Source organism: Serratia sp. CoH_134_PS_4 (assembly GCF_058190535.1).
Map to the genome: position 1 here is coordinate 17,726 of NZ_JBXWKI010000009.1, position 18,955 is coordinate 36,680.

General features: G+C 51.4%; 31 protein-coding genes. 1 reads left to right on the top strand and 30 read right to left on the bottom strand.

Going from position 1 to position 18,955, the window contains the following annotated elements:
* Positions 1 to 23: 23 nt before the first annotated feature.
* The 27 genes from rpsN to AC2FCQ_RS15250 all read right to left on the bottom strand — a co-directional run bounded on the left by rpsN (position 24) and on the right by AC2FCQ_RS15250 (position 15,885).
* On the bottom strand, positions 24 to 329 hold the full coding sequence (gene rpsN, locus AC2FCQ_RS15120; RefSeq protein WP_012147218.1) for a 30S ribosomal protein S14: 306 nt from the start codon (positions 327 to 329) through the stop codon (positions 24 to 26).
* Between the two features lie 13 nt (positions 330 to 342).
* On the bottom strand, positions 343 to 882 hold the full coding sequence (gene rplE / locus AC2FCQ_RS15125; RefSeq protein ID WP_004951155.1) for a 50S ribosomal protein L5: 540 nt from the start codon (positions 880 to 882) through the stop codon (positions 343 to 345).
* Between the two features lie 14 nt (positions 883 to 896).
* On the bottom strand, positions 897 to 1,211 hold the full coding sequence (gene rplX, locus AC2FCQ_RS15130; RefSeq protein ID WP_020837239.1) for a 50S ribosomal protein L24: 315 nt from the start codon (positions 1,209 to 1,211) through the stop codon (positions 897 to 899).
* Between the two features lie 10 nt (positions 1,212 to 1,221).
* The gene (gene rplN / locus AC2FCQ_RS15135) at positions 1,222 to 1,593 is read right to left on the bottom strand and encodes a 50S ribosomal protein L14 (RefSeq protein ID WP_020837240.1); all 372 of its coding nucleotides are present in this window, start codon (positions 1,591 to 1,593) and stop codon (positions 1,222 to 1,224) included.
* Between the two features lie 171 nt (positions 1,594 to 1,764).
* Positions 1,765 to 2,019: a 30S ribosomal protein S17 gene (gene rpsQ / locus AC2FCQ_RS15140; protein WP_037425866.1), complete on the bottom strand. Its 255-nt coding sequence runs from the start codon at positions 2,017 to 2,019 to the stop codon at positions 1,765 to 1,767.
* Positions 2,020 to 2,211 (bottom strand): 50S ribosomal protein L29, encoded by a 192-nt coding sequence (gene rpmC / locus AC2FCQ_RS15145; protein WP_004951169.1) that lies wholly within the window; start codon positions 2,209 to 2,211, stop codon positions 2,020 to 2,022.
* The gene (gene rplP / locus AC2FCQ_RS15150; protein WP_004951171.1) at positions 2,211 to 2,621 is read right to left on the bottom strand and encodes a 50S ribosomal protein L16; all 411 of its coding nucleotides are present in this window, start codon (positions 2,619 to 2,621) and stop codon (positions 2,211 to 2,213) included. Before rplP ends, rpmC begins: the two co-directional genes overlap by 1 nt.
* Positions 2,622 to 2,633: 12 nt before the next feature.
* Positions 2,634 to 3,332: a 30S ribosomal protein S3 gene (gene rpsC, locus AC2FCQ_RS15155; RefSeq protein WP_004951172.1), complete on the bottom strand. Its 699-nt coding sequence runs from the start codon at positions 3,330 to 3,332 to the stop codon at positions 2,634 to 2,636.
* A 17-nt stretch (positions 3,333 to 3,349) separates the two neighbouring features.
* Positions 3,350 to 3,682 (bottom strand): 50S ribosomal protein L22, encoded by a 333-nt coding sequence (gene rplV, locus AC2FCQ_RS15160; RefSeq protein ID WP_004391423.1) that lies wholly within the window; start codon positions 3,680 to 3,682, stop codon positions 3,350 to 3,352.
* A gap of 14 nt (positions 3,683 to 3,696) precedes the next feature.
* Entirely contained in the window at positions 3,697 to 3,975 is a 279-nt protein-coding gene (rpsS, locus tag AC2FCQ_RS15165) for a 30S ribosomal protein S19 (RefSeq protein ID WP_004929772.1), read from the bottom strand.
* Between the two features lie 14 nt (positions 3,976 to 3,989).
* On the bottom strand, positions 3,990 to 4,814 hold the full coding sequence (rplB, locus tag AC2FCQ_RS15170) for a 50S ribosomal protein L2 (protein ID WP_037425869.1): 825 nt from the start codon (positions 4,812 to 4,814) through the stop codon (positions 3,990 to 3,992).
* A gap of 18 nt (positions 4,815 to 4,832) precedes the next feature.
* Positions 4,833 to 5,135 (bottom strand): 50S ribosomal protein L23, encoded by a 303-nt coding sequence (gene rplW, locus AC2FCQ_RS15175; RefSeq protein WP_004951179.1) that lies wholly within the window; start codon positions 5,133 to 5,135, stop codon positions 4,833 to 4,835.
* Positions 5,132 to 5,737, bottom strand: coding sequence for a 50S ribosomal protein L4 (gene rplD / locus AC2FCQ_RS15180; protein WP_004929779.1), 606 nt, complete (start codon positions 5,735 to 5,737; stop codon positions 5,132 to 5,134). Before rplD ends, rplW begins: the two co-directional genes overlap by 4 nt.
* 10 nt (positions 5,738 to 5,747) lie before the next feature.
* The gene (gene rplC, locus AC2FCQ_RS15185) at positions 5,748 to 6,377 is read right to left on the bottom strand and encodes a 50S ribosomal protein L3 (RefSeq protein WP_037425873.1); all 630 of its coding nucleotides are present in this window, start codon (positions 6,375 to 6,377) and stop codon (positions 5,748 to 5,750) included.
* A gap of 32 nt (positions 6,378 to 6,409) precedes the next feature.
* Positions 6,410 to 6,721, bottom strand: a complete 312-nt coding sequence (gene rpsJ / locus AC2FCQ_RS15190; RefSeq protein ID WP_001181005.1) for a 30S ribosomal protein S10 — start codon at positions 6,719 to 6,721, stop codon at positions 6,410 to 6,412.
* A gap of 407 nt (positions 6,722 to 7,128) precedes the next feature.
* The gene (gene bfr, locus AC2FCQ_RS15195) at positions 7,129 to 7,593 is read right to left on the bottom strand and encodes a bacterioferritin (RefSeq protein ID WP_209640509.1); all 465 of its coding nucleotides are present in this window, start codon (positions 7,591 to 7,593) and stop codon (positions 7,129 to 7,131) included.
* A gap of 74 nt (positions 7,594 to 7,667) precedes the next feature.
* On the bottom strand, positions 7,668 to 7,862 hold the full coding sequence (gene bfd / locus AC2FCQ_RS15200) for a bacterioferritin-associated ferredoxin (RefSeq protein ID WP_013814795.1): 195 nt from the start codon (positions 7,860 to 7,862) through the stop codon (positions 7,668 to 7,670).
* Between the two features lie 133 nt (positions 7,863 to 7,995).
* The gene (gene tuf, locus AC2FCQ_RS15205; RefSeq protein ID WP_020828747.1) at positions 7,996 to 9,180 is read right to left on the bottom strand and encodes an elongation factor Tu; all 1,185 of its coding nucleotides are present in this window, start codon (positions 9,178 to 9,180) and stop codon (positions 7,996 to 7,998) included.
* A gap of 70 nt (positions 9,181 to 9,250) precedes the next feature.
* Positions 9,251 to 11,365 carry an elongation factor G gene (gene fusA, locus AC2FCQ_RS15210; RefSeq protein ID WP_209639060.1) on the bottom strand — a complete coding sequence of 705 codons (2,115 nt, stop codon included), beginning with the start codon at positions 11,363 to 11,365 and terminating at the stop codon, positions 9,251 to 9,253.
* Between the two features lie 97 nt (positions 11,366 to 11,462).
* Complete coding sequence (gene rpsG, locus AC2FCQ_RS15215) at positions 11,463 to 11,933, bottom strand: 30S ribosomal protein S7 (RefSeq protein WP_012147229.1); 471 nt, start codon at positions 11,931 to 11,933, stop codon at positions 11,463 to 11,465.
* A gap of 96 nt (positions 11,934 to 12,029) precedes the next feature.
* Positions 12,030 to 12,404 carry a 30S ribosomal protein S12 gene (rpsL, locus tag AC2FCQ_RS15220; protein ID WP_004930426.1) on the bottom strand — a complete coding sequence of 125 codons (375 nt, stop codon included), beginning with the start codon at positions 12,402 to 12,404 and terminating at the stop codon, positions 12,030 to 12,032.
* A 142-nt stretch (positions 12,405 to 12,546) separates the two neighbouring features.
* The gene (gene tusB / locus AC2FCQ_RS15225) at positions 12,547 to 12,834 is read right to left on the bottom strand and encodes a sulfurtransferase complex subunit TusB (protein ID WP_209639062.1); all 288 of its coding nucleotides are present in this window, start codon (positions 12,832 to 12,834) and stop codon (positions 12,547 to 12,549) included.
* Positions 12,835 to 12,843: 9 nt separating this feature from the next.
* Positions 12,844 to 13,203 carry a sulfurtransferase complex subunit TusC gene (gene tusC, locus AC2FCQ_RS15230; RefSeq protein WP_265556007.1) on the bottom strand — a complete coding sequence of 120 codons (360 nt, stop codon included), beginning with the start codon at positions 13,201 to 13,203 and terminating at the stop codon, positions 12,844 to 12,846.
* 8 nt (positions 13,204 to 13,211) lie between these two features.
* The gene (tusD, locus tag AC2FCQ_RS15235) at positions 13,212 to 13,601 is read right to left on the bottom strand and encodes a sulfurtransferase complex subunit TusD (protein WP_404760850.1); all 390 of its coding nucleotides are present in this window, start codon (positions 13,599 to 13,601) and stop codon (positions 13,212 to 13,214) included.
* The gene (locus tag AC2FCQ_RS15240; RefSeq protein WP_209639066.1) at positions 13,601 to 14,323 is read right to left on the bottom strand and encodes a helix-turn-helix transcriptional regulator; all 723 of its coding nucleotides are present in this window, start codon (positions 14,321 to 14,323) and stop codon (positions 13,601 to 13,603) included. The genes tusD and AC2FCQ_RS15240 overlap by 1 nt, the downstream gene beginning before the upstream one ends.
* Positions 14,324 to 14,722: 399 nt before the next feature.
* Complete coding sequence (gene fkpA / locus AC2FCQ_RS15245) at positions 14,723 to 15,556, bottom strand: FKBP-type peptidyl-prolyl cis-trans isomerase (RefSeq protein ID WP_490308654.1); 834 nt, start codon at positions 15,554 to 15,556, stop codon at positions 14,723 to 14,725.
* 170 nt (positions 15,557 to 15,726) lie between these two features.
* Entirely contained in the window at positions 15,727 to 15,885 is a 159-nt protein-coding gene (locus tag AC2FCQ_RS15250) for a hypothetical protein (protein ID WP_490308655.1), read from the bottom strand.
* A gap of 40 nt (positions 15,886 to 15,925) precedes the next feature.
* Here AC2FCQ_RS15250 and AC2FCQ_RS15255 point away from each other — a divergent pair, with 40 nt between their 5' ends.
* Entirely contained in the window at positions 15,926 to 16,153 is a 228-nt protein-coding gene (locus tag AC2FCQ_RS15255; RefSeq protein WP_209639071.1) for a SlyX family protein, read from the top strand.
* 58 nt (positions 16,154 to 16,211) lie between these two features.
* Here AC2FCQ_RS15255 and slyD read toward each other — a convergent pair whose 3' ends face one another.
* From slyD to kefB, 3 genes are all read right to left on the bottom strand, one after another.
* Positions 16,212 to 16,808, bottom strand: a complete 597-nt coding sequence (gene slyD / locus AC2FCQ_RS15260; RefSeq protein ID WP_209639073.1) for a peptidylprolyl isomerase — start codon at positions 16,806 to 16,808, stop codon at positions 16,212 to 16,214.
* Between the two features lie 120 nt (positions 16,809 to 16,928).
* Entirely contained in the window at positions 16,929 to 17,132 is a 204-nt protein-coding gene (locus AC2FCQ_RS15265) for a YheV family putative zinc ribbon protein (RefSeq protein ID WP_209639075.1), read from the bottom strand.
* A 14-nt stretch (positions 17,133 to 17,146) separates the two neighbouring features.
* Positions 17,147 to 18,955 carry a glutathione-regulated potassium-efflux system protein KefB gene (kefB, locus tag AC2FCQ_RS15270; protein WP_209639077.1) on the bottom strand — a complete coding sequence of 603 codons (1,809 nt, stop codon included), beginning with the start codon at positions 18,953 to 18,955 and terminating at the stop codon, positions 17,147 to 17,149.

The window sequence follows — 18,955 nt, forward strand, 5'->3', positions numbered from 1 at the left end:
TACTCCCGTGATTCAATTGGTAATTACCAGCTAGCCTTTTTCAAGCCAGGTACTTCACCGCGCATAGCGGCTTCACGTAACTTGATACGGCTCAACCCGAATTTGCCCACATAACCATGTGGACGGCCAGTTTGGCGGCAGCGCTTGCGCTGACGAGACGGGCTGGAATCACGCGGCAGAGTTTGCAGCTTGAGAACAGCATCCCAACGATCTTCGTCGGATGAGTTCACACCAGAAATGATAGCTTTCAGTTCCTCGCGTTTAGCGCGGTACTTTTCAGCCAGTTTCACGCGAACGACTTCGCGTGCTTTCATTGATTGCTTAGCCATCAGTAACCCTGCCTTACTTACGGAACGGGAAGTTAAAAGCAGCCAACAGCGCGCGGCCTTCATCATCAGATTTCGCAGTAGTGGTAATGGTAATATCCAAACCACGAACGCGATCGACTTTGTCGTAGTCGATTTCTGGGAAGATGATTTGCTCACGCACACCCATGCTGTAGTTACCACGGCCATCGAATGACTTAGCGGACAAGCCACGGAAGTCACGGATACGTGGAACAGCAATGGAAATCAGACGCTCAAAGAACTCCCACATGCGTTCGCCACGCAGAGTTACTTTACAGCCGATCGGATAGCCCTGGCGGATTTTGAAGCCTGCAACAGATTTGCGTGCTTTGGTGATGAACGGCTTTTGACCGGAGATAGCTGCCAGATCAGCTGCTGCGTTATCCAGCAGTTTCTTGTCAGCGATCGCTTCACCAACACCCATATTCAGGGTGATCTTCTCGACCCGAGGGACTTGCATGACAGAGTTGTAATCAAACTGAGACATCAGTTGTTTGACTACCTCGTCTTTGTAGTAATCATGCAGTTTCGCCATCGTATTACTCCAAATTACTTGATAGTTTCGCTGTTAGACTTGAAGAAACGGACTTTTTTTCCGTCTTCGAATCTAAAGCCTACACGGTCAGCCTTACCGGTAGCCGTGTTGAAGAGAGCAATGTTAGAAACCTGAATTGCAGCTTCTTTTTCAACAATGCCACCTGGTTGGTTCAGGGCCGGAACCGGCTTCTGATGTTTCTTAACCAGGTTGATACCTTCAACAATGACCTTGCCAGCAGACAGGACATTTTTTACTTTACCGCGCTTACCTTTGTCTTTCCCGGTAAGAACGATAACTTCGTCATCACGACGGATTTTCGCTGCCATGGTTCGCTCCTTAGAGTACTTCTGGTGCCAGAGAGATAATTTTCATGAACTTCTCATTACGCAGTTCACGAGTTACCGGCCCAAAAATACGCGTACCGATAGGCTGCTCGCTGTTATTGTTCAAAATAACGCATGCATTACCATCGAAGCGAATGACAGAACCGTCCGGGCGACGTACACCCTTCTTGGTGCGCACCACTACCGCCTTCAGCACATCGCCTTTCTTCACCTTACCGCGAGGAATTGCTTCCTTGATGGTAATTTTGATGACGTCGCCGATGCCTGCGTAGCGACGGTGCGAGCCACCTAGAACCTTGATACACATTACGCGACGTGCACCGGAGTTGTCGGCGACGTTCAGCATAGTCTGTTCTTGGATCATTTTAGTGCTCCGCTAATGTCAACTACTACTTTAAGGCCTAAGAAAACTTTAGGCCGTTGAAAAGCCCCATTACCGAGGGCGCAGCATTATAACACCGCTTCCAGAGTATGGGTAGAAAAAATAAACGGCTCATTTTCTGAGCCGTTTATTAAGTAAGAGCCAGCTACTCTATTACAGAATCGCTTTCTCTACAACGCGAACCAACGTCCAGGACTTAGTCTTGGACAATGGACGGCATTCGCGGATTTCTACCACGTCGCCGATACCACATTCGTTGTTCTCGTCATGTACGTGCAGCTTGGTCGTACGCTTGATGAATTTCCCGTAGATCGGGTGCTTCACCGTGCGCTCGATAGCAACAACCATGGATTTCTCCATTTTGTCACTAACAACACGACCCTGCAGGGTACGGTTAATATCAGTCATTTACACACCCGCCTTTTCAGTCAGTAAAGTCTTAACGCGTGCGACATTACGACGCACTTGTTTCAACAGGTGAGTTTGTTGCAGCTGGCCACTTGCCGCCTGCATGCGCAAGTTAAATTGCTCACGCAGCAGGTTGAGCAGCTCAGTGTTCAGCTCTTCAACGCTTTTTTCACGCAGCTCTTGTGCTTTCATTACATCACCGTCTTAGTTACAAAGGTGGTTTTGATCGGCAATTTAGCTGCAGCCAGCTTGAATGCCTCACGGGCGACCTCTTCTGGTACACCGTCCATTTCGTACAGGACTTTCCCAGGTTGGATCAGGGCAACCCAATATTCCACGTTACCCTTACCTTTACCCATACGCACTTCGAGCGGCTTCTCGGTAATTGGTTTGTCCGGGAATACACGGATCCAAATTTTACCTTGACGCTTAACTGCACGAGTCATTGCACGACGAGCTGCTTCGATTTGACGAGCAGTCAGACGGCCACGGCCAACAGCTTTCAGACCGAAAGTGCCGAAGCTAACATCCGTACCCTGCGCCAGACCACGGTTGCGGCCTTTGTGCATCTTACGGAATTTTGTACGCTTTGGTTGTAACATCAGCGACTCTCCTTACTTGCGGCCTTTACGCTGCTGCTTTTTAGGTTGAGCAGCCGGTTCCGGTTGTTCAACTGCAGCCATACCACCCAGGATCTCACCTTTGAAGATCCATACCTTAACGCCGATTACACCATAAGTGGTGTGCGCTTCAGATGTGTTGTAATCGATATCCGCACGCAGTGTATGCAACGGAACACGACCTTCACGGTACCATTCGGTACGCGCGATTTCAGCACCGCCAAGACGGCCGCTTACTTCAACTTTGATACCTTTAGCGCCAAGACGCATTGCGTTCTGTACAGCACGCTTCATAGCACGACGGAACATAACGCGACGTTCCAGCTGTGAAGTGATGCTGTCAGCAACCAATTTAGCGTCAAGTTCCGGTTTACGGACTTCGGCGATGTTAATTTGCGCAGGAACGCCAGCGATATCCGCTACGACCTTACGCAGTTTTTCGACATCTTCACCTTTCTTGCCGATAACGATGCCTGGACGAGCAGTGTGAATAGTCACACGGATGCTCTTCGCAGGACGCTCGATAACGATGCGAGAAACGGAAGCTTTCGCCAGTTCCTTAATCAGGAATTGACGAACTTTAAAGTCGCTGTCCAGGTTGTCAGCGAATTCTTTGGTATTCGCATACCAAGTAGAGTTCCAAGGTTTGACAATACCCAGGCGAATACCATTAGGATGTACTTTCTGACCCATTGCTAGTCTCCAGAGTCTCAGCGATCGGACACAACCACAGTAATGTGGCTGGTGCGCTTCAGGATGCGATCTGCACGACCTTTTGCACGCGGCATAATGCGCTTCATGCTTGGGCCTTCGTCTACGAAGATTTTCGTGACTTTCAGATCATCGATGTCAGCGCCATCGTTGTGTTCTGCGTTAGCAATGGCAGACTCCAGCACTTTCTTAACCAGACCAGCAGCTTTCTTGTTGGTGTAGGCCAGAGTTTCCAGAGCTTGCGACACTTTCTTACCGCGGATCAGGTCTGCAACAAGGCGGACCTTCTGTGCAGAAGAACGAGCGTGGCGATGTTTAGCGATAGTTTCCATCTCTTCCTCCTACCTTAGCGCTTTTTAGCTTTTTTATCAGCCGCATGGCCGCGATAAGTGCGAGTCGGCGCGAATTCACCCAGTTTGTGACCGACCATTTCATCGGAAACGAACACTGGTACGTGCTGACGACCATTATGGACAGCGATGGTCAAACCGATCATGTTAGGAAAGATCGTTGAACGACGGGACCAAGTGCGCAAAGGCTTCTTGTCACCGCTTTCCACCGCTTTCTCTACCTTCTTCAGCAAGTGCAGGTCAATAAAAGGACCTTTCTTGAGAGAACGTGGCATGGCTTATCCTCTAATTATTTTTTGCTACGGCGACGTACGATGAACTTATCGGTACGCTTGTTGCTGCGGGTTTTCTTACCTTTGGTCTGAACGCCCCATGGTGTTACTGGGTGTTTACCAAAGTTTTTACCCTCACCACCACCGTGCGGGTGATCTACCGGGTTCATCGCCGTACCGCGAACGGTAGGACGAACACCACGCCAACGTGCAGCACCTGCTTTACCCAGAACGCGAAGCATATGTTCAGCGTTACCGACTTCACCCAGGGTGGCGCGGCAATCAACTGGAACTTTACGCATTTCGCCTGAGCGCAGACGCAGAGTTACGTAGGAACCATCACGTGCAACGATCTGAACGTAGGCACCAGCAGAACGAGCCATCTGGCCGCCTTTACCTGGTTTCATTTCTACGTTATGAACCGTTGAACCCACTGGGATGTTGCGCATTGGCAGGGCGTTACCTGCTTTGATTGCAGCATCAACACCAGATTGGATCTGGTCACCAGCTTTCAGGCCTTTCGGCGCCAGGATGTAACGGCGTTCGCCGTCTTTGTACAGAACCAGCGCGATGTTCGCGGAACGGTTCGGATCGTACTCCAGACGCTCAACCACAGCAGGGATACCATCTTTGTTGCGTTTGAAGTCAACCAGACGATAATGTTGCTTGTGGCCACCACCGATATGACGGGTGGTGATACGGCCATTGTTGTTACGACCACCGCTTTTGCTCAGTTTCTCAAGCAGCGGGGCATAAGGTTTACCCTTGTGCAGCTCAGGGTTAACCACTTTAACAACGTGGCGACGACCCGGAGATGTAGGTTTACATTTAACAATTGCCATTGTTCTTACTCCTCCGACTTACTCTGCGCCGCCGATGAAGTCCAGATTCTGGCCTTCTTTCAGGGTGACGTAAGCTTTTTTCCAGTCGCTACGACGACCAACACGCTGACCGTGACGCTTCACTTTCCCTTTAACTACCAGGGTGTTAACGTCTTCGACTTCGACTTCAAACAGTTTCTGCACTGCAGCTTTAATTTCTGCTTTGGTCGCGTCTTTGGCAACTTTGAGTACGATGGTGTTGCTTTTTTCCATCGCAGCGGATGCTTTTTCAGATACGTGCGGTGCACGCAGCACTTTCAGCAAACGTTCTTCACGGATCATGCCAGCATCTCCTCAACTTGCTTCACAGCATCAGCAGTCATAACCACTTTGTCGAAGGCGATCAGGCTAACCGGGTCGATACCTGCTACATCGCGCACGTCAACCTTGTACAGGTTGCGAGCAGCCAGGAACAGATTCTCATCCAGTTCACCGGTCACGATCAGCACATCTTCCAGAGCCATATCTTTCAGTTTCTGTGCCAGCAGCTTAGTTTTAGGCGCTTCTACAGAGAACTTCTCGACAACGATCAGACGATCTTGACGTACCAGTTCGGACAGGATGCTTTTCAGCGCGCCGCGGTACATCTTTTTGTTAACTTTCTGACTGTGGTCCTGAGGCTTAGCAGCAAAGGTCACGCCACCTGAACGCCAGATCGGGCTCTTTACAGAACCTGAACGCGCACGGCCGGTACCTTTCTGGCGCCACGGTTTTTTACCGGAACCAGTTACTTCAGCACGGGTCTTCTGAGCACGAGTACCTTGACGGGCACCTGCTGCATAAGCAACAACAACCTGGTGTACCAGCGCTTCGTTGAAGTCACGACCGAAGGTAGTTTCGGAAACAGTCAGCGCGCTTTGCGCGTCTTTCAATACTAATTCCATTGCTATCCCCTTACGCCTTCACAGCTGGTTTAACGATCAGGTTGCCACCGGTTGCGCCCGGTACAGCACCCTTAACCAGCAGCAGGTTGCGCTCAGCGTCAACACGTACTACGTCCAGGCTTTGAACGGTTACACGCTCGTCACCCAGGTGGCCAGCCATTTTCTTGCCTTTGAACACTTTGCCCGGAGTCTGGTTCTGACCGATAGAACCCGGAACGCGGTGAGACAAGGAGTTACCGTGGGTAGCATCTTGGGTACGGAAGTTCCAGCGCTTTACAGTGCCAGCAAAACCTTTACCTTTAGAAGTACCGGTAACATCGACTTTTTTAACTTCAGCGAAGATTTCTACGCTGATGTTCTGACCTGTAGTGAACTCTTCACCTTCTGCAAGGCGGAATTCCCACAGACCACGGCCAGCTTCGACGCCAGCTTTAGCGAAATGGCCCGCTTCCGGTTTGGTTACGCGGTTAGCTTTTTTGCTACCGGTAGTAACCTGAACGGCACGGTACCCGTCGTTAGCCAGGTCTTTAACCTGAGTCACGCGGTTCGCTTCAATTTCAATCACGGTTACTGGGATAGAAACGCCATCTTCAGTGAAGATACGAGTCATACCCAATTTCTTACCGACTAAACCAATCATTGTTTCAACCTCTCAATCGCTCAATGACCTGATTAACCCAGGCTGATCTGCACGTCTACACCAGCAGCCAGATCCAGACGCATCAGAGCATCAACGGTTTTCTCGGTTGGCTCAACGATGTCAACCAGACGCTTGTGAGTGCGAATCTCGTACTGATCACGCGCGTCTTTGTTAACGTGCGGAGAGATCAGAACGGTAAAGCGCTCTTTGCGAGTTGGCAGCGGGATCGGACCACGGACTTGCGCACCAGTGCGCTTTGCAGTCTCGACGATTTCCGCGGTTGATTGATCGATAAGACGATGATCAAACGCTTTCAGGCGGATACGGATTCTTTGGTTCTGCATGAGACCAGAGCTCCAATTATTTATAAACGTAAATAATTACTCCTCACACCCATTTCGATTGATGGGGGAGTGTAATCGTCAACATATAACCCCCATATCGGGAGTATTGTTCGAAGGGCAAAACGTACCTGCCAATCGACTGATTCGCTAAAATCAGGCTTACCAAGATTAGGTAAGCCCGCGCATTATACGCAAAACAGAGCGAGAAGCAAGACACAGATGGAAATATGCTCAGGATATCGGCATCTTTTACAGGCGGGCATTTTACGTGACGAAGTGCGGAACAGAGATCGATGTATGCGGGGGGGCTACAATACTGCGTTGCCGGCGCTCCCCCGCCCTACTGGAGAAAACACATGCCGGCCGGGGAGCATCGTCGTTGAGTGGGGGAAACGGTATTTATATTCCTAAAGCTGAGCTTGCGCGTAGTTCTGGATCCCCAGACGAGCAATCAAATCCAGTTCGGTCTCCAGCCAGTCGATATGCTCTTCTTCATCGGCCAAGATCTCTATCATCAGATCGCGGCTGACATAGTCATGGATAGAATCGGCGTAGGCGATGCCTTCGCGCAGGTTCTTGGCACCCGCCAGCTCCAGCGCCAGATCGGAACGCAGCATCTCTTCAATGTCTTCGCCAATGTTCAGCTTGCCGAGATCCTGCAAATTCGGGATACCTTCCAGAAACAGAATCCGTTCGATATAGCGATCGGCATGCTTCATTTCGTCAATCGACTCGTGGTATTCCTTATCATTGAGGCGTGTTAATCCCCAATTCTTGAACATTCGGGCGTGCAGGAAATATTGATTGATGGCAACCAGCTCGTTACCGAGCAGTTTGTTGAGGTGAGCAATGATCTTTTTATCGCCTTTCATAGGTAACTCCTCCTGGCCAGTTCTAAAAGTGTAGAAGCTGTAAGCCAAGAGTCAAAAAATAACCTTACCTTTAGTTAGGCAACTTCGTGCATAGGAATAATGGTTCCGCTTTCCTCCACCATAATCTGTCTTGCCTGACGAATGCACTTTCCGCAATCGGTACCAATTGGCACAAGTTCACGCAATTGTTTCATGGTATGCGGGTTGTGCTGACGCACGGCCTTACGAATCGCTTTGTCAGTCACGGCATTACACAAGCATACATACATAGAGAGACTCACTTCTTAACCAATGCCGTAAGTCTAAATAGGAATGCTTTTTATTTCAATTAACATTTGACCAGATTGCATAAAAAAAGGGCACCGAAGTGCCCTCTTTTTTGTGTCGAAAAATTATACGCGATTAAGCGATAACTTTAGCAACAACACCAGCGCCTACAGTACGGCCGCCTTCACGGATTGCGAAACGCAGACCGTCGTCCATCGCGATTGGGTGAATCAGGGTTACAACCATGTTCACGTTGTCGCCTGGCATTACCATCTCAACGCCTTCTGGCAGTTCGATGGTACCGGTCACGTCAGTTGTACGGAAGTAGAACTGTGGACGGTAGCCTTTGAAGAATGGCGTGTGACGACCACCTTCTTCTTTGCTCAGGATGTACACTTCTGAGTCGAATTTGGTGTGTGGCTTGATTGAACCTGGTTTAGCCAGTACCTGACCACGTTCGATATCTTCACGCTTGATACCACGCAGCAGAACACCTACGTTCTCACCAGCACGGCCTTCGTCCAGCAATTTGCGGAACATTTCAACGCCAGTACAGGTAGACTTAACGGTGTCTTTGATACCAACGATTTCAACTTCTTCGCCAACTTTAACGATACCGCGCTCAACACGACCGGTAACAACGGTACCACGACCGGAGATGGAGAATACGTCTTCGATTGGCAGCAGGAACGGCTTGTCGATAGCACGCTCTGGTTCTGGGATGTAAGAATCCAGGTAGCCAGCCAGCTCGATGATTTTAGCTTCCCACTCAGCTTCGCCTTCCAGTGCTTTCAGCGCTGAACCACGAACAACTGGCAGGTCATCACCAGGGAAGTCATAAGCAGACAGAAGTTCACGAACTTCCATTTCTACCAGTTCCAGCAGCTCTTCATCATCAACCATGTCGCATTTGTTCATGAATACGATGATGAAAGGAACGCCAACCTGACGACCCAGCAGGATGTGCTCACGGGTCTGTGGCATTGGGCCATCAGTCGCAGCAACAACCAGGATAGCGCCGTCCATCTGAGCAGCACCGGTGATCATGTTTTTAACGTAGTCGGCGTGCCCTGGGCAGTCAACGTGCGCGTAGTGACGAGTCGGGGTGTCATATTCAACGTGAGAAGTGTTGATGGTGATACCACGAGCTTTTTCTTCTGGCGCGTTATCGATCTGGTCGAAAGCACGTGCAGAACCGCCGTAGGTTTTAGCCAGAACGGTGGTGATTGCTGCAGTCAGGGTAGTTTTACCGTGGTCAACGTGGCCGATAGTACCAACGTTAACGTGCGGTTTGGAACGTTCAAATTTTTCTTTAGACACGGCTATATTCCTTACTCTTATGCTCTCCCCTCATGGAGAGAGCACTGATCAATGTGTTAAACCCGAAAGCTTATTTACCACGGGCTTCAATAACGGCCTGAGCGACGTTGTTCGGCGCATCATCGTACTTCAGGAACTCCATGGAGTAAGAAGCACGGCCTTTGGTCAGAGAACGCAGTTGTGTCGCGTATCCGAACATCTCGGACAACGGAACTTCAGCGTGAATCTGAACGCCAGTAGCGTTAGATTCCTGACCTTTCAGTTGACCACGACGACGGCTAAGGTCACCGATGACGTCACCAGTGTTCTCTTCCGGCGTTTCAACTTCAACCTTCATGATTGGCTCAAGCAAAACAGGTTTCGCTTTTTTAAAGCCATCTTTAAAGGCGATAGACGCGGCCAGTTTAAACGCCAATTCGGAGGAGTCAACATCATGGTAAGAACCGAAATGCAGACGCACACCGAGATCAACTACCGGATAACCGGCCAGTGGACCAGACTTAAGCTGCTCCTGGAGGCCTTTATCAACGGCAGGGATGTATTCCGTTGGGATCACACCGCCTTTAATGTCATTGATGAACTCGTAGCCTTTCGGGTTTGAGCCCGGCTCCAGTGGGTACATGTCGATAACAACATGACCGTACTGACCACGACCACCAGACTGCTTGGCGTGCTTACCTTCGATATCGGTAACTTTCGCGCGAATCGCTTCACGGTAAGCAACCTGTGGTTTACCGACGTTCGCTTCAACGTTGAATTCACGCTTCATGCGGTCAACGATGATGTCGAGGTGCAGCTCACCCATACCTGCGATGATAGTCTGGTTAGTTTCTTCGTCAGTCCAAACGCGGAATGATGGATCTTCTTTAGCCAGACGACCCAGAGCCAGACCCATTTTTTCTTGGTCAGCTTTGGTTTTTGGTTCTACCGCGATAGAAATTACCGGCTCAGGGAATTCCATACGCTCCAGAATGATCACATTGTCTGGATCACACAGAGTGTCACCGGTAGTCACGTTCTTCAGGCCGATTGCCGCAGCAATGTCGCCTGCGCGAACTTCTTTGATCTCTTCACGTTTGTTCGCATGCATCTGAACGATACGGCCCAGACGCTCGCGATCCGCCTTCACGGAGTTCAGTACGGTGTCACCGGAGTTAACCACACCTGAGTACACACGGAAGAAGGTCAAGTTACCTACGAACGGGTCGGTAGCGATTTTGAACGCCAGCGCCGCGAACGGCTCATCATCGGTAGAGTGACGAACAGCTGGAGTATCTTTACCGTCATCCAGCATACCGTTGATTGCAGCAACGTCAGTAGGAGCTGGCAGGTAATCAATTACCGCATCCAGCATCGCCTGTACGCCTTTGTTCTTAAATGCAGAACCACAAGTCACCAGGATGATTTCGTTGTTCAGCACGCGCTGACGCAGAGCTTTCTTGATTTCTTCCTCGGTCAGCTCATCGCCGCCCAAGTATTTGTCCATCAGCTCATCTGAAGCTTCCGCTGCAGATTCAACCAGGTTCTGGTGCCATTCAGCAGCCAGTTCTTGCATGTCTGCAGGGATCTCTTCGTATTCGAAGGTCACGCCAGCATCAGCTTCGTTCCAGTTGATAGCTTTCATTTTCACCAGGTCAACAACACCGGTGAATTTCTCTTCCGCGCCGATAGCCAGTTGCAATGGAACTGGATTCGCGCCCAGACGAGATTTGATCTGACCAACAACTTTCAGGAAGTTAGCACCCATGCGGTCCATTTTGTTAACGAACGCGATGCGTGGAACTTTGTATTTGTTAGCCTGACGCCATACGGTTTCAGACTGCGGCTGAACACCACCAACAGCACAGTAAACCATTACCGCACCATCAAGAACACGCATAGAACGTTCTACTTCGATGGTGAAGTCAACGTGCCCTGGGGTGTCGATGATGTTTACGCGGTGCGGCTCGAACTGCTTGGCCATACCAGACCAGAAAGCAGTAGTCGCTGCAGAAGTGATGGTAATACCACGCTCCTGCTCCTGTTCCATCCAGTCCATGGTGGCTGCGCCATCATGAACTTCACCGATTTTGTGGTTTACACCGGTGTAGAACAGAATACGTTCGGTAGTGGTCGTTTTACCGGCGTCGATGTGGGCGCTGATACCGATGTTACGATAGCGCTCAATGGGTGTTGTACGAGCCATTTGATTCCTCTATTGCCTTAGGCGTTCAAGTTCAGTTAACCCAAGCGGGTTGGCTTCTTGAAGCGCCCGCTTGGTTAGCATAACTACTGCGTGGCAATTACCAGCGGTAGTGGGCGAACGCCTTGTTAGCTTCGGCCATACGGTGAACGTCTTCACGTTTCTTAACAGCAGAACCTTTGTTCTCAACTGCGTCAGAAAGCTCGTTCGCCAAGCGCAAAGCCATGGATTTATCACCGCGTTTACGAGCAGCATCAACGATCCAACGCATTGCCAGAGCATTACGACGGACCGGGCGAACTTCAACTGGTACCTGATAAGTAGAACCACCAACGCGGCGAGACTTAACTTCTACAGTCGGGCGTACGTTGTCGAGAGCTACTTCGAAAGCTTCCAGGTGATCTTTACCAGAACGCTGAGCCAGGGTCTCCAGCGCGGTATAGACGATTGCTTCTGCAGTAGATTTTTTACCATCTACCATCAGGATATTTACAAATTTGGCCAACAGTTCGGATCCGAACTTAGGATCTGGAAGGATTTTACGTTGGCCGATTACGCGACGACGTGGCATGGAAATACTCCGTTGTTAATTCAGGATTGTCCAAAACTCTACGAGTTTATTTTGACATTAAAGTGAAAATGTTTGGCCTTACTTAACGGAGAACCATTAAGCCTTTGGCTTCTTCACGCCGTACTTGGAACGAGCTTGCTTACGGTCTTTAACGCCGGAGCAGTCAAGTGCACCACGAACGGTGTGGTAACGCACACCTGGCAAGTCTTTTACACGACCGCCACGGATCAGGATCACGGAGTGTTCCTGCAGGTTATGACCTTCACCGCCGATGTAGGAGGTAACTTCAAAACCGTTAGTCAAACGCACACGGCATACTTTACGCAGTGCGGAGTTTGGTTTCTTAGGAGTGGTGGTATATACGCGAGTACATACGCCACGTTTCTGCGGGCAGGCTTCCAGCGCTGGAACGTTGCTTTTAGCAGCCTTCACAGAGCGTGGTTTGCGTACCAGCTGATTAATTGTTGCCATTAAAAAGCTCCTGGTTTTTGCTTCGTTTGTTGCTTCGTAAACATGTGATAAATCCCCCCGTATGCACTACTGGCAAAGTACGGGACGCAGAATTTTATGGCTGAGCAGTTGAGGTGTCAAGAAATATACAACATTACTCTCATCACCAAGCCATTTGGCTGCGGTGTTTTTCGGTTAATTCGACGAAATGATTATAGCCGACAACAGTAATATTGTGCGAAAAATGACCAACCAATCCTCTGGCTTCCAGGTCGTTCTGCAGCGCATAAAGGGATATGGGGGCGCTGAGTAGCAATTCAAGGTGCGCGCTGCCAGCCAAGCCAGCCAGCACGCCATCTTGCAACAACAGCAAGTCATCACCTGGGGCAGTTAAGCGCAGCAATGCTGGCAAATCACATTGTGTGGGGGAACGGCTAAGGGTATACAGCATCAGGATTTCCTAAAAAGTCATCACCACGTCATAGCTGGCCAACTGCAGGCGCAACGCATCCGGTGGCAGTATTTCAGCATCCAATACCCAGTCGGTCACCTGACCCAAACCGCGTTCCTGTAAGGATGCCTGGCACAGATAGCATTGCTCAACGTCATACAACGGCAACACGCCGAAGGTCGCAATGTAATTACGCGCCAGAATTTTTTCCGGCTGCTGCCCTGGCAAAAGCTGCAGTACGCCGTCGCCAATAAAAAACACACCCACCTCTTCGCTCAACGCAGACGTGGCCAGCAATGCATCCAGCCCTTCCCTGCCACCGGCACTACCATGAGGACTCTGGGTAAAAACAAAAGCGACTCGTTTCATAAACTCTCTCAGAACTGCACCAAGCGGTCACAGCTCAGCGAAGCCTCCGCCAATGACCCCAGCCCGCTGAGGATGAAACCCGGCTGAAGATTAGCGGTAGCCAGCCCTTGCTGCGCAGCCTCTTGCTCGTCGGTCACTCCACGTCGCAGCGCGGCTGCCACACAGACATTGAGCGCAATACCGTGCTGTTGCGCCAGTTGCGTCCAGCACCGTACCAAATCGAACTCATCACCGGCCGGTGCCGTCAGTTGATTGGCGTTCAATACGCCTTCACGGTAAAAAAACACGCTGGAAAGGCGGTGCCCTTTAGCTAAAAGGGCAAGTGCAAACTGATAGGCACTGCTAGCCTGCTGGGTGCCATACGCCGGGCCAGTGACCAAAAGACAGTAATCCAGCATCAACGTTCGGTTCCCAACAGATCGCCGCTTTTGAACTGGCGAATGTACAAGTACACCGTGTGTTTGGAGATATTCAGCCGATCCGCCACCTGGTTGATCGCATCCTTGATATCAAAAATACCCTTCTCATAGAGGTTCAGTACCACCTGGCGATTTTTCGCGTTGTTGGAGACAGTGCGATCGGCATTCACTTCTTCAATGGTGAACTCCAGCGTTTGCGCCACCAAGTCGTCAACGGAGGACGCAAAGTTGACCGACGGGGCAACATCTTGCGTTTCCGGTGGCATGAAGGTCTGCATGACCTGGGAGAAGGGAACATCGAGGTTCATGTTAATGCACAGCAAGCCAATCACTCGCTGCTCGCGATTGCGAATGGCGATAGTTACCGACTTCATCAGCACGCCGCTCTTGGCGCGGGTAAAATAGGCTTTCGACACGCTGCTATCGTCACCCGCCATGTCGTGCAGCATACGCAGCGCCAGGTCAGTGATCGGCGAACCGATTTGCCGACCGGTATGTTCGCCGTTAGCAATGCGCACCGCAGAGCATTTCAAATCTTCCAGTGCGTGCAGCACAATTTCGCAATGCCCGCCGATTAACATCGCCAGGCCATCAACAACGGCTTCGTAAGACTTCAGAATTTCATGATCCGTCTGAGTAAACGGACGTTCATTCAGCAAATCAAGTTCGCTGGCTTCGCTGGATAAAAGCGAATTAGACATCGAAAATACCACCCTCAAAGATCGCCTGTGCCAGGGGGCGCAGCTAAAACTGCTCGTGCAGGCTGCTTTCCACAGGCGGCGCACCCTTGTGATAAAACAGGGTGGGCTGGCTGATATCAGTCTGAAACAGCACGACGAACGTCCGCAGGCCGAAACGACCAGGAACAGTTTTAGATACACGCCCTAAGGGGCAGGCGCATGACTTATAAGCCCGGATTATTAGTCTAGCAAAACAACCAGAGTAAAATCCTTGCGTTTGCGCGTGGTATTGACGTTAAGCCCGATGCCCGGCAGGCGTCAAGCGATCAGTGGGTAAGGCGTGAAAGTGGCACGTAATTGGGTGTGCTAAAATAAAGCCGCCGCGAAGAATATTCGCGGCGGTGAGGTACTCAGACAGGCTTATTGCACTTTAGCATCAGCCGCTGCGTCAGCGGGCTTCTCAGCCTTAGCGTCTGCTTTTGGTGCCGCTTTCACGTCCAGCAGCTCAACGTCGAATACCAGGGTGGAGTTAGCCGGGATGCCCGGAACGCCAGTTTTACCGTAGGCCAGTGCCGGTGGGATAACCAGCTTGATTTTGCCGCCTTTCTTGATGTGTTTCAGGCCTTCAGTCCAACCTGGGATCACACCGTCCAAACGGAACGACAGCGGCTCGCCACGGGTGTATGAGTTGTCGAACTCAGTGCCGTCGGTCAGGGTGCCTTTGTAGTTCACCACAACGGTATCGCTGTCTTTAGGCGCAGCACCGGCACCTGGTTTTTCTACCTGATACAGCAGGCCAGATTCAGTTTTCTTCACGCCTTTTTCTTTAGCGAAGGTATCGCGATACTTAGTGCCTTTCGCTTCGTTATCTTTCGCGTCCTGCTCCATCTTCGCCTGGGCGGAAGCCTTCACGCGTGCTTCAAAGCTCTGCAGCGTTTTTTCGATGTCTGCGTCGTTCAGTTTGCTCTTGTTAGCAAAAGCGTCTTGAACGCCTGAGATCAACTGGTCTTTATCCAGTTTAATGCCAAGCTTTTCTTGTTCTTTCAGTGAGTTGTCCATGTAACGACCCAGTGATGCACCCAGTGCGTAAGCCGCTTGTTCGTCATCATTCTTGAACTTGCCAGTGCTTGGCGCCGCGTCAGCAGGTTTCGCCGCTTCTGCCGGTTTAGCTGCATCCGCAGCCATGACGTGGGTCGCATTCAGAGCAAAAGCCATGGTGGTTGCCAGAAGCGTGACTTTAAACAAAGATTTCATCCATTTCTCCAGTGTCTGAAGCGGTGCCCCAAACAATCATTAAGTAAGATAACCGGGCTACTATAGCTGTCCGAAAGAAAACAAAACAGTCACACAGGTAACCAATCGAGTCAAAGTGTGACTCCCGCTTTAAACAGAAGTTTCGTTTAATGTGCTACCCGCATGATAAATCAGATTTTTCTTTCATCCCGCAGCACAACAGTAACAAATACCGTCAAAGCAAGCGCTCTATTTTTCAGCACTTTACACAGGCCCGCCACGCTTTCGTGAAGTTGCCTCACGGAGCGGGTGAAATAGCACAGCGCAAAGCCAGCGGCAGCTGTTAACATAGTGTCAGATCCAGGATTAAACCGTGTCAGAGGTAGCATCATGCACAACGCCGATACCCAAAGCCTGTTAATGCGGCTTGAAGAGCTGGAAAGCCGCCAGGCCTTTCAGGAAGTCACCATCGAAGAACTCAACCAAACGGTGGTACAACACCAGCTTGAAATGCTGAAATTGCAGGACCACCTGCGCGTTCTGACCGACAAACTGCGTTCGACCCAAACGTCGATGATCGCCTCACAGTCGGAAGAAACGCCGCCGCCACATTATTGACAGACCATAAAAAAGGCAGCCCCAGGGCCGCCTTTTTTTTGCCGTTACTGCGCTGCGATTAGTGGCAGCCGCAACCGCCGTTACCGCAACCGCCTTTCTTAGCCTGATCCTGGCCATGCGCGTGGTCATGGTCGTGATCGTGGCCATGGCCGCCGCAGCAACCTTCACCGTGTTCGTGGTGATGATCGTGCTCGCCGTGTACGTGACCGTGCGCCAGTTCTTCAGCAGTAGCTTCGCGAATCGCGACAACTTCTACATTGAAGTTCAGGTTCTGGCCAGCCAGCATGTGGTTGCCGTCAACCACGACGTGATCGCCGTCCACTTCGGTGATTTCGACTGGAACTGGACCCTGATCGGTATCAGCCAGGAAACGCATGCCAACTTCCAACTCGTCAACGCCCATAAAGACGTCTTTAGGCACGCGCTGCACCAGGTTTTCGTCGTAGTTGCCGTACGCATCGTTAGCGCCAACATTCACGTCAAAACGATCGCCAGCTTCGTGGCCTTCGAGTGCTTTTTCCAGACCTGCGATCAGAGAACCATGCCCGTGCAGATAGTCCAGCGGCGCACTCACCGGAGACTCATCAACCAACACACCGTCTTCTGTACGTACTTGATAAGCCAGGCTGACCACCAAGTCTTTTGCTACTTTCATGATATCTCCTACCGTTAGACACTTGGCGCAACTGTCTTTGGGCTACGCCTTAACCGGACAGATTGTATCGGAAATCTGCCCCGCTGTACCCTCCAGCATAAAAAAACGCGCCCGATAACGCTACTCAGGATGGAAAATACCGATCACCTGCTCCTGCGGCCTCACGTGTTTTGCGACCTGCTCTTCGGTCTGTCGCTGATGGTGACCACACTTAACGCACTCGACCACTTCAACCTGGTCTTCGCGCCAAACGGCCAGCGTATCCATGGCTTTGCAGCTTGGGCAAACGGCTCCGGCAATAAATCTTTTGCGTGTTGCAGACATCTCAGTGCTCCAAATTATTCGTATTCATCCCAGCCGTCGAACTGGCGACTCTCTTTTTGCATTTCTCGGTGGAAAAGTTCTTCCAGCTCGCGCCGCGCTTCTTTCACGCGGGAAATCTGCGCCACATCGCCGTGATGTGGTGGCATCAGCTCACGTAGCATCCGCATATCCAACCGACGGAAGTGTTGCTGAGCACGATAGGCCTGATGCGGATGCATGCCCTGCTCCATTAGCGCTTTGCGCCCCAGTTCCAAGGCACTGGAGAAGGTTTCACGAGTAAACTGCTTGACCCCCGCCTGCAATAATTCGTGCGCCTCCACGCGACCACGTGCACGCGCCAAAATGCTCAGTTCGGGAAAATGCTGCTGACACAGGCGCACAATTTCCATCGTGTCCTCCGGCTCATTACAGGTGATCACAATCGACTTGGCCTTCGCTGCCCCGGCTGCCCGCAGCAATTCCAGCTCGGTGGCGTCACCGTAATACACCTTATAACCGTAGCGACGCAGCACACCGACGGCGCTGACGTCCCGTTCCAATACGGTAATACGCATCTTATTGGCCATCAGCAGCCGGCCGATCACCTGACCAAAACGCCCGAAGCCGACGATAATCACCTGCGGATCGTCATCTTCCACGTACGGCGTCTCTTCGTCTTCGTCCTTGGCGTTGTAGCGGCGTACCAAAATACGGTCGATAATCTGCATCAGTAACGGCGTAGTCATCATCGACAACGTTACTACCACCAACAGCAATGCAAGCTGATCGGGCTGCAAGACCTTCTGTGCACCCGCGGCCGAAAACAGCACGAAGGCAAATTCCCCACCTTGGCTAAGCACGCCGGCAAACTGCAAACGCACGGAACTGCGCAGCCCAAAAATACGCGACAGTGTATAAAGCACGCCTGACTTGATCGTCACCAGCACCACAACACCGAGCAACACTTCGACCAAATGGGTATAGAGTACGCCGATATTTAACGCCATGCCCACCGAGATAAAAAACAGCCCCAGTAACAGCCCTTTGAACGGCTCGATGGCGATTTCCAACTCATGGCGATATTCACTTTCCGCCAGCAGCACACCCGCGATAAAGGTGCCAAGCGCCATCGACAGGCCAAGCGCATCCATAAACAACGCGGCCCCGAGCACCACCAACAATGCGGCGGCAGTAAAGATCTCACGCACTCCAGAAGAAGCGATGTAGCGGAACAGTGGCCGCAGCAGGAAACGCCCACCGATCAGCATGCCGCCGAACGCCGCAACCTTGAGTGCAATTTGTGCCCAATCGTCACTGCTACCACCGGCACCGGCCAAAATCGGGATCAGGGCCAGCGCCGGGATCACCGCCATATCCTGGAACAACAACACCGAGAATCCCAGTTGCCCGCCCTCATTGCGGTTCATACCTTTTTCGCGCATTAATTGCAGCGCCATGGCCGTTGAAGACATCGCCAGTCCTATGCCCCCAATCACAGCAGCCTGCCAAGCGAAATGGGTAAGGTAGAGCAACGCTCCCAGTACAGCGGCGGTAATCAGCACTTGTCCCGCGCCGACACCAAAAATGGAACGCCGCAGCTCCCACAGCTTGCTCGGGTTCAGTTCCAGCCCGATGATAAACATCAGGAACACCACACCCAACTCGGAAAAGTGCAGGATCTCGTCAACGTCGCGAATGAAGCCCAGCCCCCAGGGGCCGATGGCAATGCCGGCGATCAGGTAGCCCAATACGGCGCCAATCCCTAACCGGCGGGCGATCGGTACCGTAACCACCGCGGCGAACAGAAACAGTAAAATTGCGGTCAATAAGGCGGAGCCTTCCAT

What these genes read in the sequence shown, in the direction of transcription:
- rpsL (WP_004930426.1), bottom strand. Translation starts at nt 12,404, where the DNA reads ATGGCAACAATTAATCAGCTGGTACGCAAACCACGCTCTGTGAAGGCT.
- rplW (WP_004951179.1), bottom strand. Translation starts at nt 5,135, where the DNA reads ATGATCCGTGAAGAACGTTTGCTGAAAGTGCTGCGTGCACCGCACGTA.
- rpsG (WP_012147229.1), bottom strand. Translation starts at nt 11,933, where the DNA reads ATGCCACGTCGTCGCGTAATCGGCCAACGTAAAATCCTTCCAGATCCT.
- rpsC (WP_004951172.1), bottom strand. Translation starts at nt 3,332, where the DNA reads ATGGGTCAGAAAGTACATCCTAATGGTATTCGCCTGGGTATTGTCAAA.
- AC2FCQ_RS15250 (WP_490308655.1), bottom strand. Translation starts at nt 15,885, where the DNA reads ATGTTAACAGCTGCCGCTGGCTTTGCGCTGTGCTATTTCACCCGCTCC.
- slyD (WP_209639073.1), bottom strand. Translation starts at nt 16,808, where the DNA reads ATGAAAGTAGCAAAAGACTTGGTGGTCAGCCTGGCTTATCAAGTACGT.
- rplC (WP_037425873.1), bottom strand. Translation starts at nt 6,377, where the DNA reads ATGATTGGTTTAGTCGGTAAGAAATTGGGTATGACTCGTATCTTCACT.
- fkpA (WP_490308654.1), bottom strand. Translation starts at nt 15,556, where the DNA reads ATGAAATCTTTGTTTAAAGTCACGCTTCTGGCAACCACCATGGCTTTT.
- rplV (WP_004391423.1), bottom strand. Translation starts at nt 3,682, where the DNA reads ATGGAAACTATCGCTAAACATCGCCACGCTCGTTCTTCTGCACAGAAG.
- rpmC (WP_004951169.1), bottom strand. Translation starts at nt 2,211, where the DNA reads ATGAAAGCACAAGAGCTGCGTGAAAAAAGCGTTGAAGAGCTGAACACT.
- kefB (WP_209639077.1), bottom strand. Translation starts at nt 18,955, where the DNA reads ATGGAAGGCTCCGCCTTATTGACCGCAATTTTACTGTTTCTGTTCGCC.
- rpsJ (WP_001181005.1), bottom strand. Translation starts at nt 6,721, where the DNA reads ATGCAGAACCAAAGAATCCGTATCCGCCTGAAAGCGTTTGATCATCGT.
- bfd (WP_013814795.1), bottom strand. Translation starts at nt 7,862, where the DNA reads ATGTATGTATGCTTGTGTAATGCCGTGACTGACAAAGCGATTCGTAAG.
- rpsN (WP_012147218.1), bottom strand. Translation starts at nt 329, where the DNA reads ATGGCTAAGCAATCAATGAAAGCACGCGAAGTCGTTCGCGTGAAACTG.
- fusA (WP_209639060.1), bottom strand. Translation starts at nt 11,365, where the DNA reads ATGGCTCGTACAACACCCATTGAGCGCTATCGTAACATCGGTATCAGC.
- rplX (WP_020837239.1), bottom strand. Translation starts at nt 1,211, where the DNA reads ATGGCAGCGAAAATCCGTCGTGATGACGAAGTTATCGTTCTTACCGGG.
- rplP (WP_004951171.1), bottom strand. Translation starts at nt 2,621, where the DNA reads ATGTTACAACCAAAGCGTACAAAATTCCGTAAGATGCACAAAGGCCGC.
- rplB (WP_037425869.1), bottom strand. Translation starts at nt 4,814, where the DNA reads ATGGCAATTGTTAAATGTAAACCTACATCTCCGGGTCGTCGCCACGTT.
- rpsQ (WP_037425866.1), bottom strand. Translation starts at nt 2,019, where the DNA reads ATGACTGATATTAACCGTACCCTGCAGGGTCGTGTTGTTAGTGACAAA.
- bfr (WP_209640509.1), bottom strand. Translation starts at nt 7,593, where the DNA reads ATGAAAGGCGATAAAAAGATCATTGCTCACCTCAACAAACTGCTCGGT.
- AC2FCQ_RS15265 (WP_209639075.1), bottom strand. Translation starts at nt 17,132, where the DNA reads ATGTCTGCAACACGCAAAAGATTTATTGCCGGAGCCGTTTGCCCAAGC.
- tusB (WP_209639062.1), bottom strand. Translation starts at nt 12,834, where the DNA reads ATGCTGTATACCCTTAGCCGTTCCCCCACACAATGTGATTTGCCAGCA.
- AC2FCQ_RS15240 (WP_209639066.1), bottom strand. Translation starts at nt 14,323, where the DNA reads ATGTCTAATTCGCTTTTATCCAGCGAAGCCAGCGAACTTGATTTGCTG.
- AC2FCQ_RS15255 (WP_209639071.1), top strand. Translation starts at nt 15,926, where the DNA reads ATGCACAACGCCGATACCCAAAGCCTGTTAATGCGGCTTGAAGAGCTG.
- rplN (WP_020837240.1), bottom strand. Translation starts at nt 1,593, where the DNA reads ATGATCCAAGAACAGACTATGCTGAACGTCGCCGACAACTCCGGTGCA.
- tusD (WP_404760850.1), bottom strand. Translation starts at nt 13,601, where the DNA reads ATGCTGGATTACTGTCTTTTGGTCACTGGCCCGGCGTATGGCACCCAG.
- rplE (WP_004951155.1), bottom strand. Translation starts at nt 882, where the DNA reads ATGGCGAAACTGCATGATTACTACAAAGACGAGGTAGTCAAACAACTG.
- rplD (WP_004929779.1), bottom strand. Translation starts at nt 5,737, where the DNA reads ATGGAATTAGTATTGAAAGACGCGCAAAGCGCGCTGACTGTTTCCGAA.
- tusC (WP_265556007.1), bottom strand. Translation starts at nt 13,203, where the DNA reads ATGAAACGAGTCGCTTTTGTTTTTACCCAGAGTCCTCATGGTAGTGCC.
- rpsS (WP_004929772.1), bottom strand. Translation starts at nt 3,975, where the DNA reads ATGCCACGTTCTCTCAAGAAAGGTCCTTTTATTGACCTGCACTTGCTG.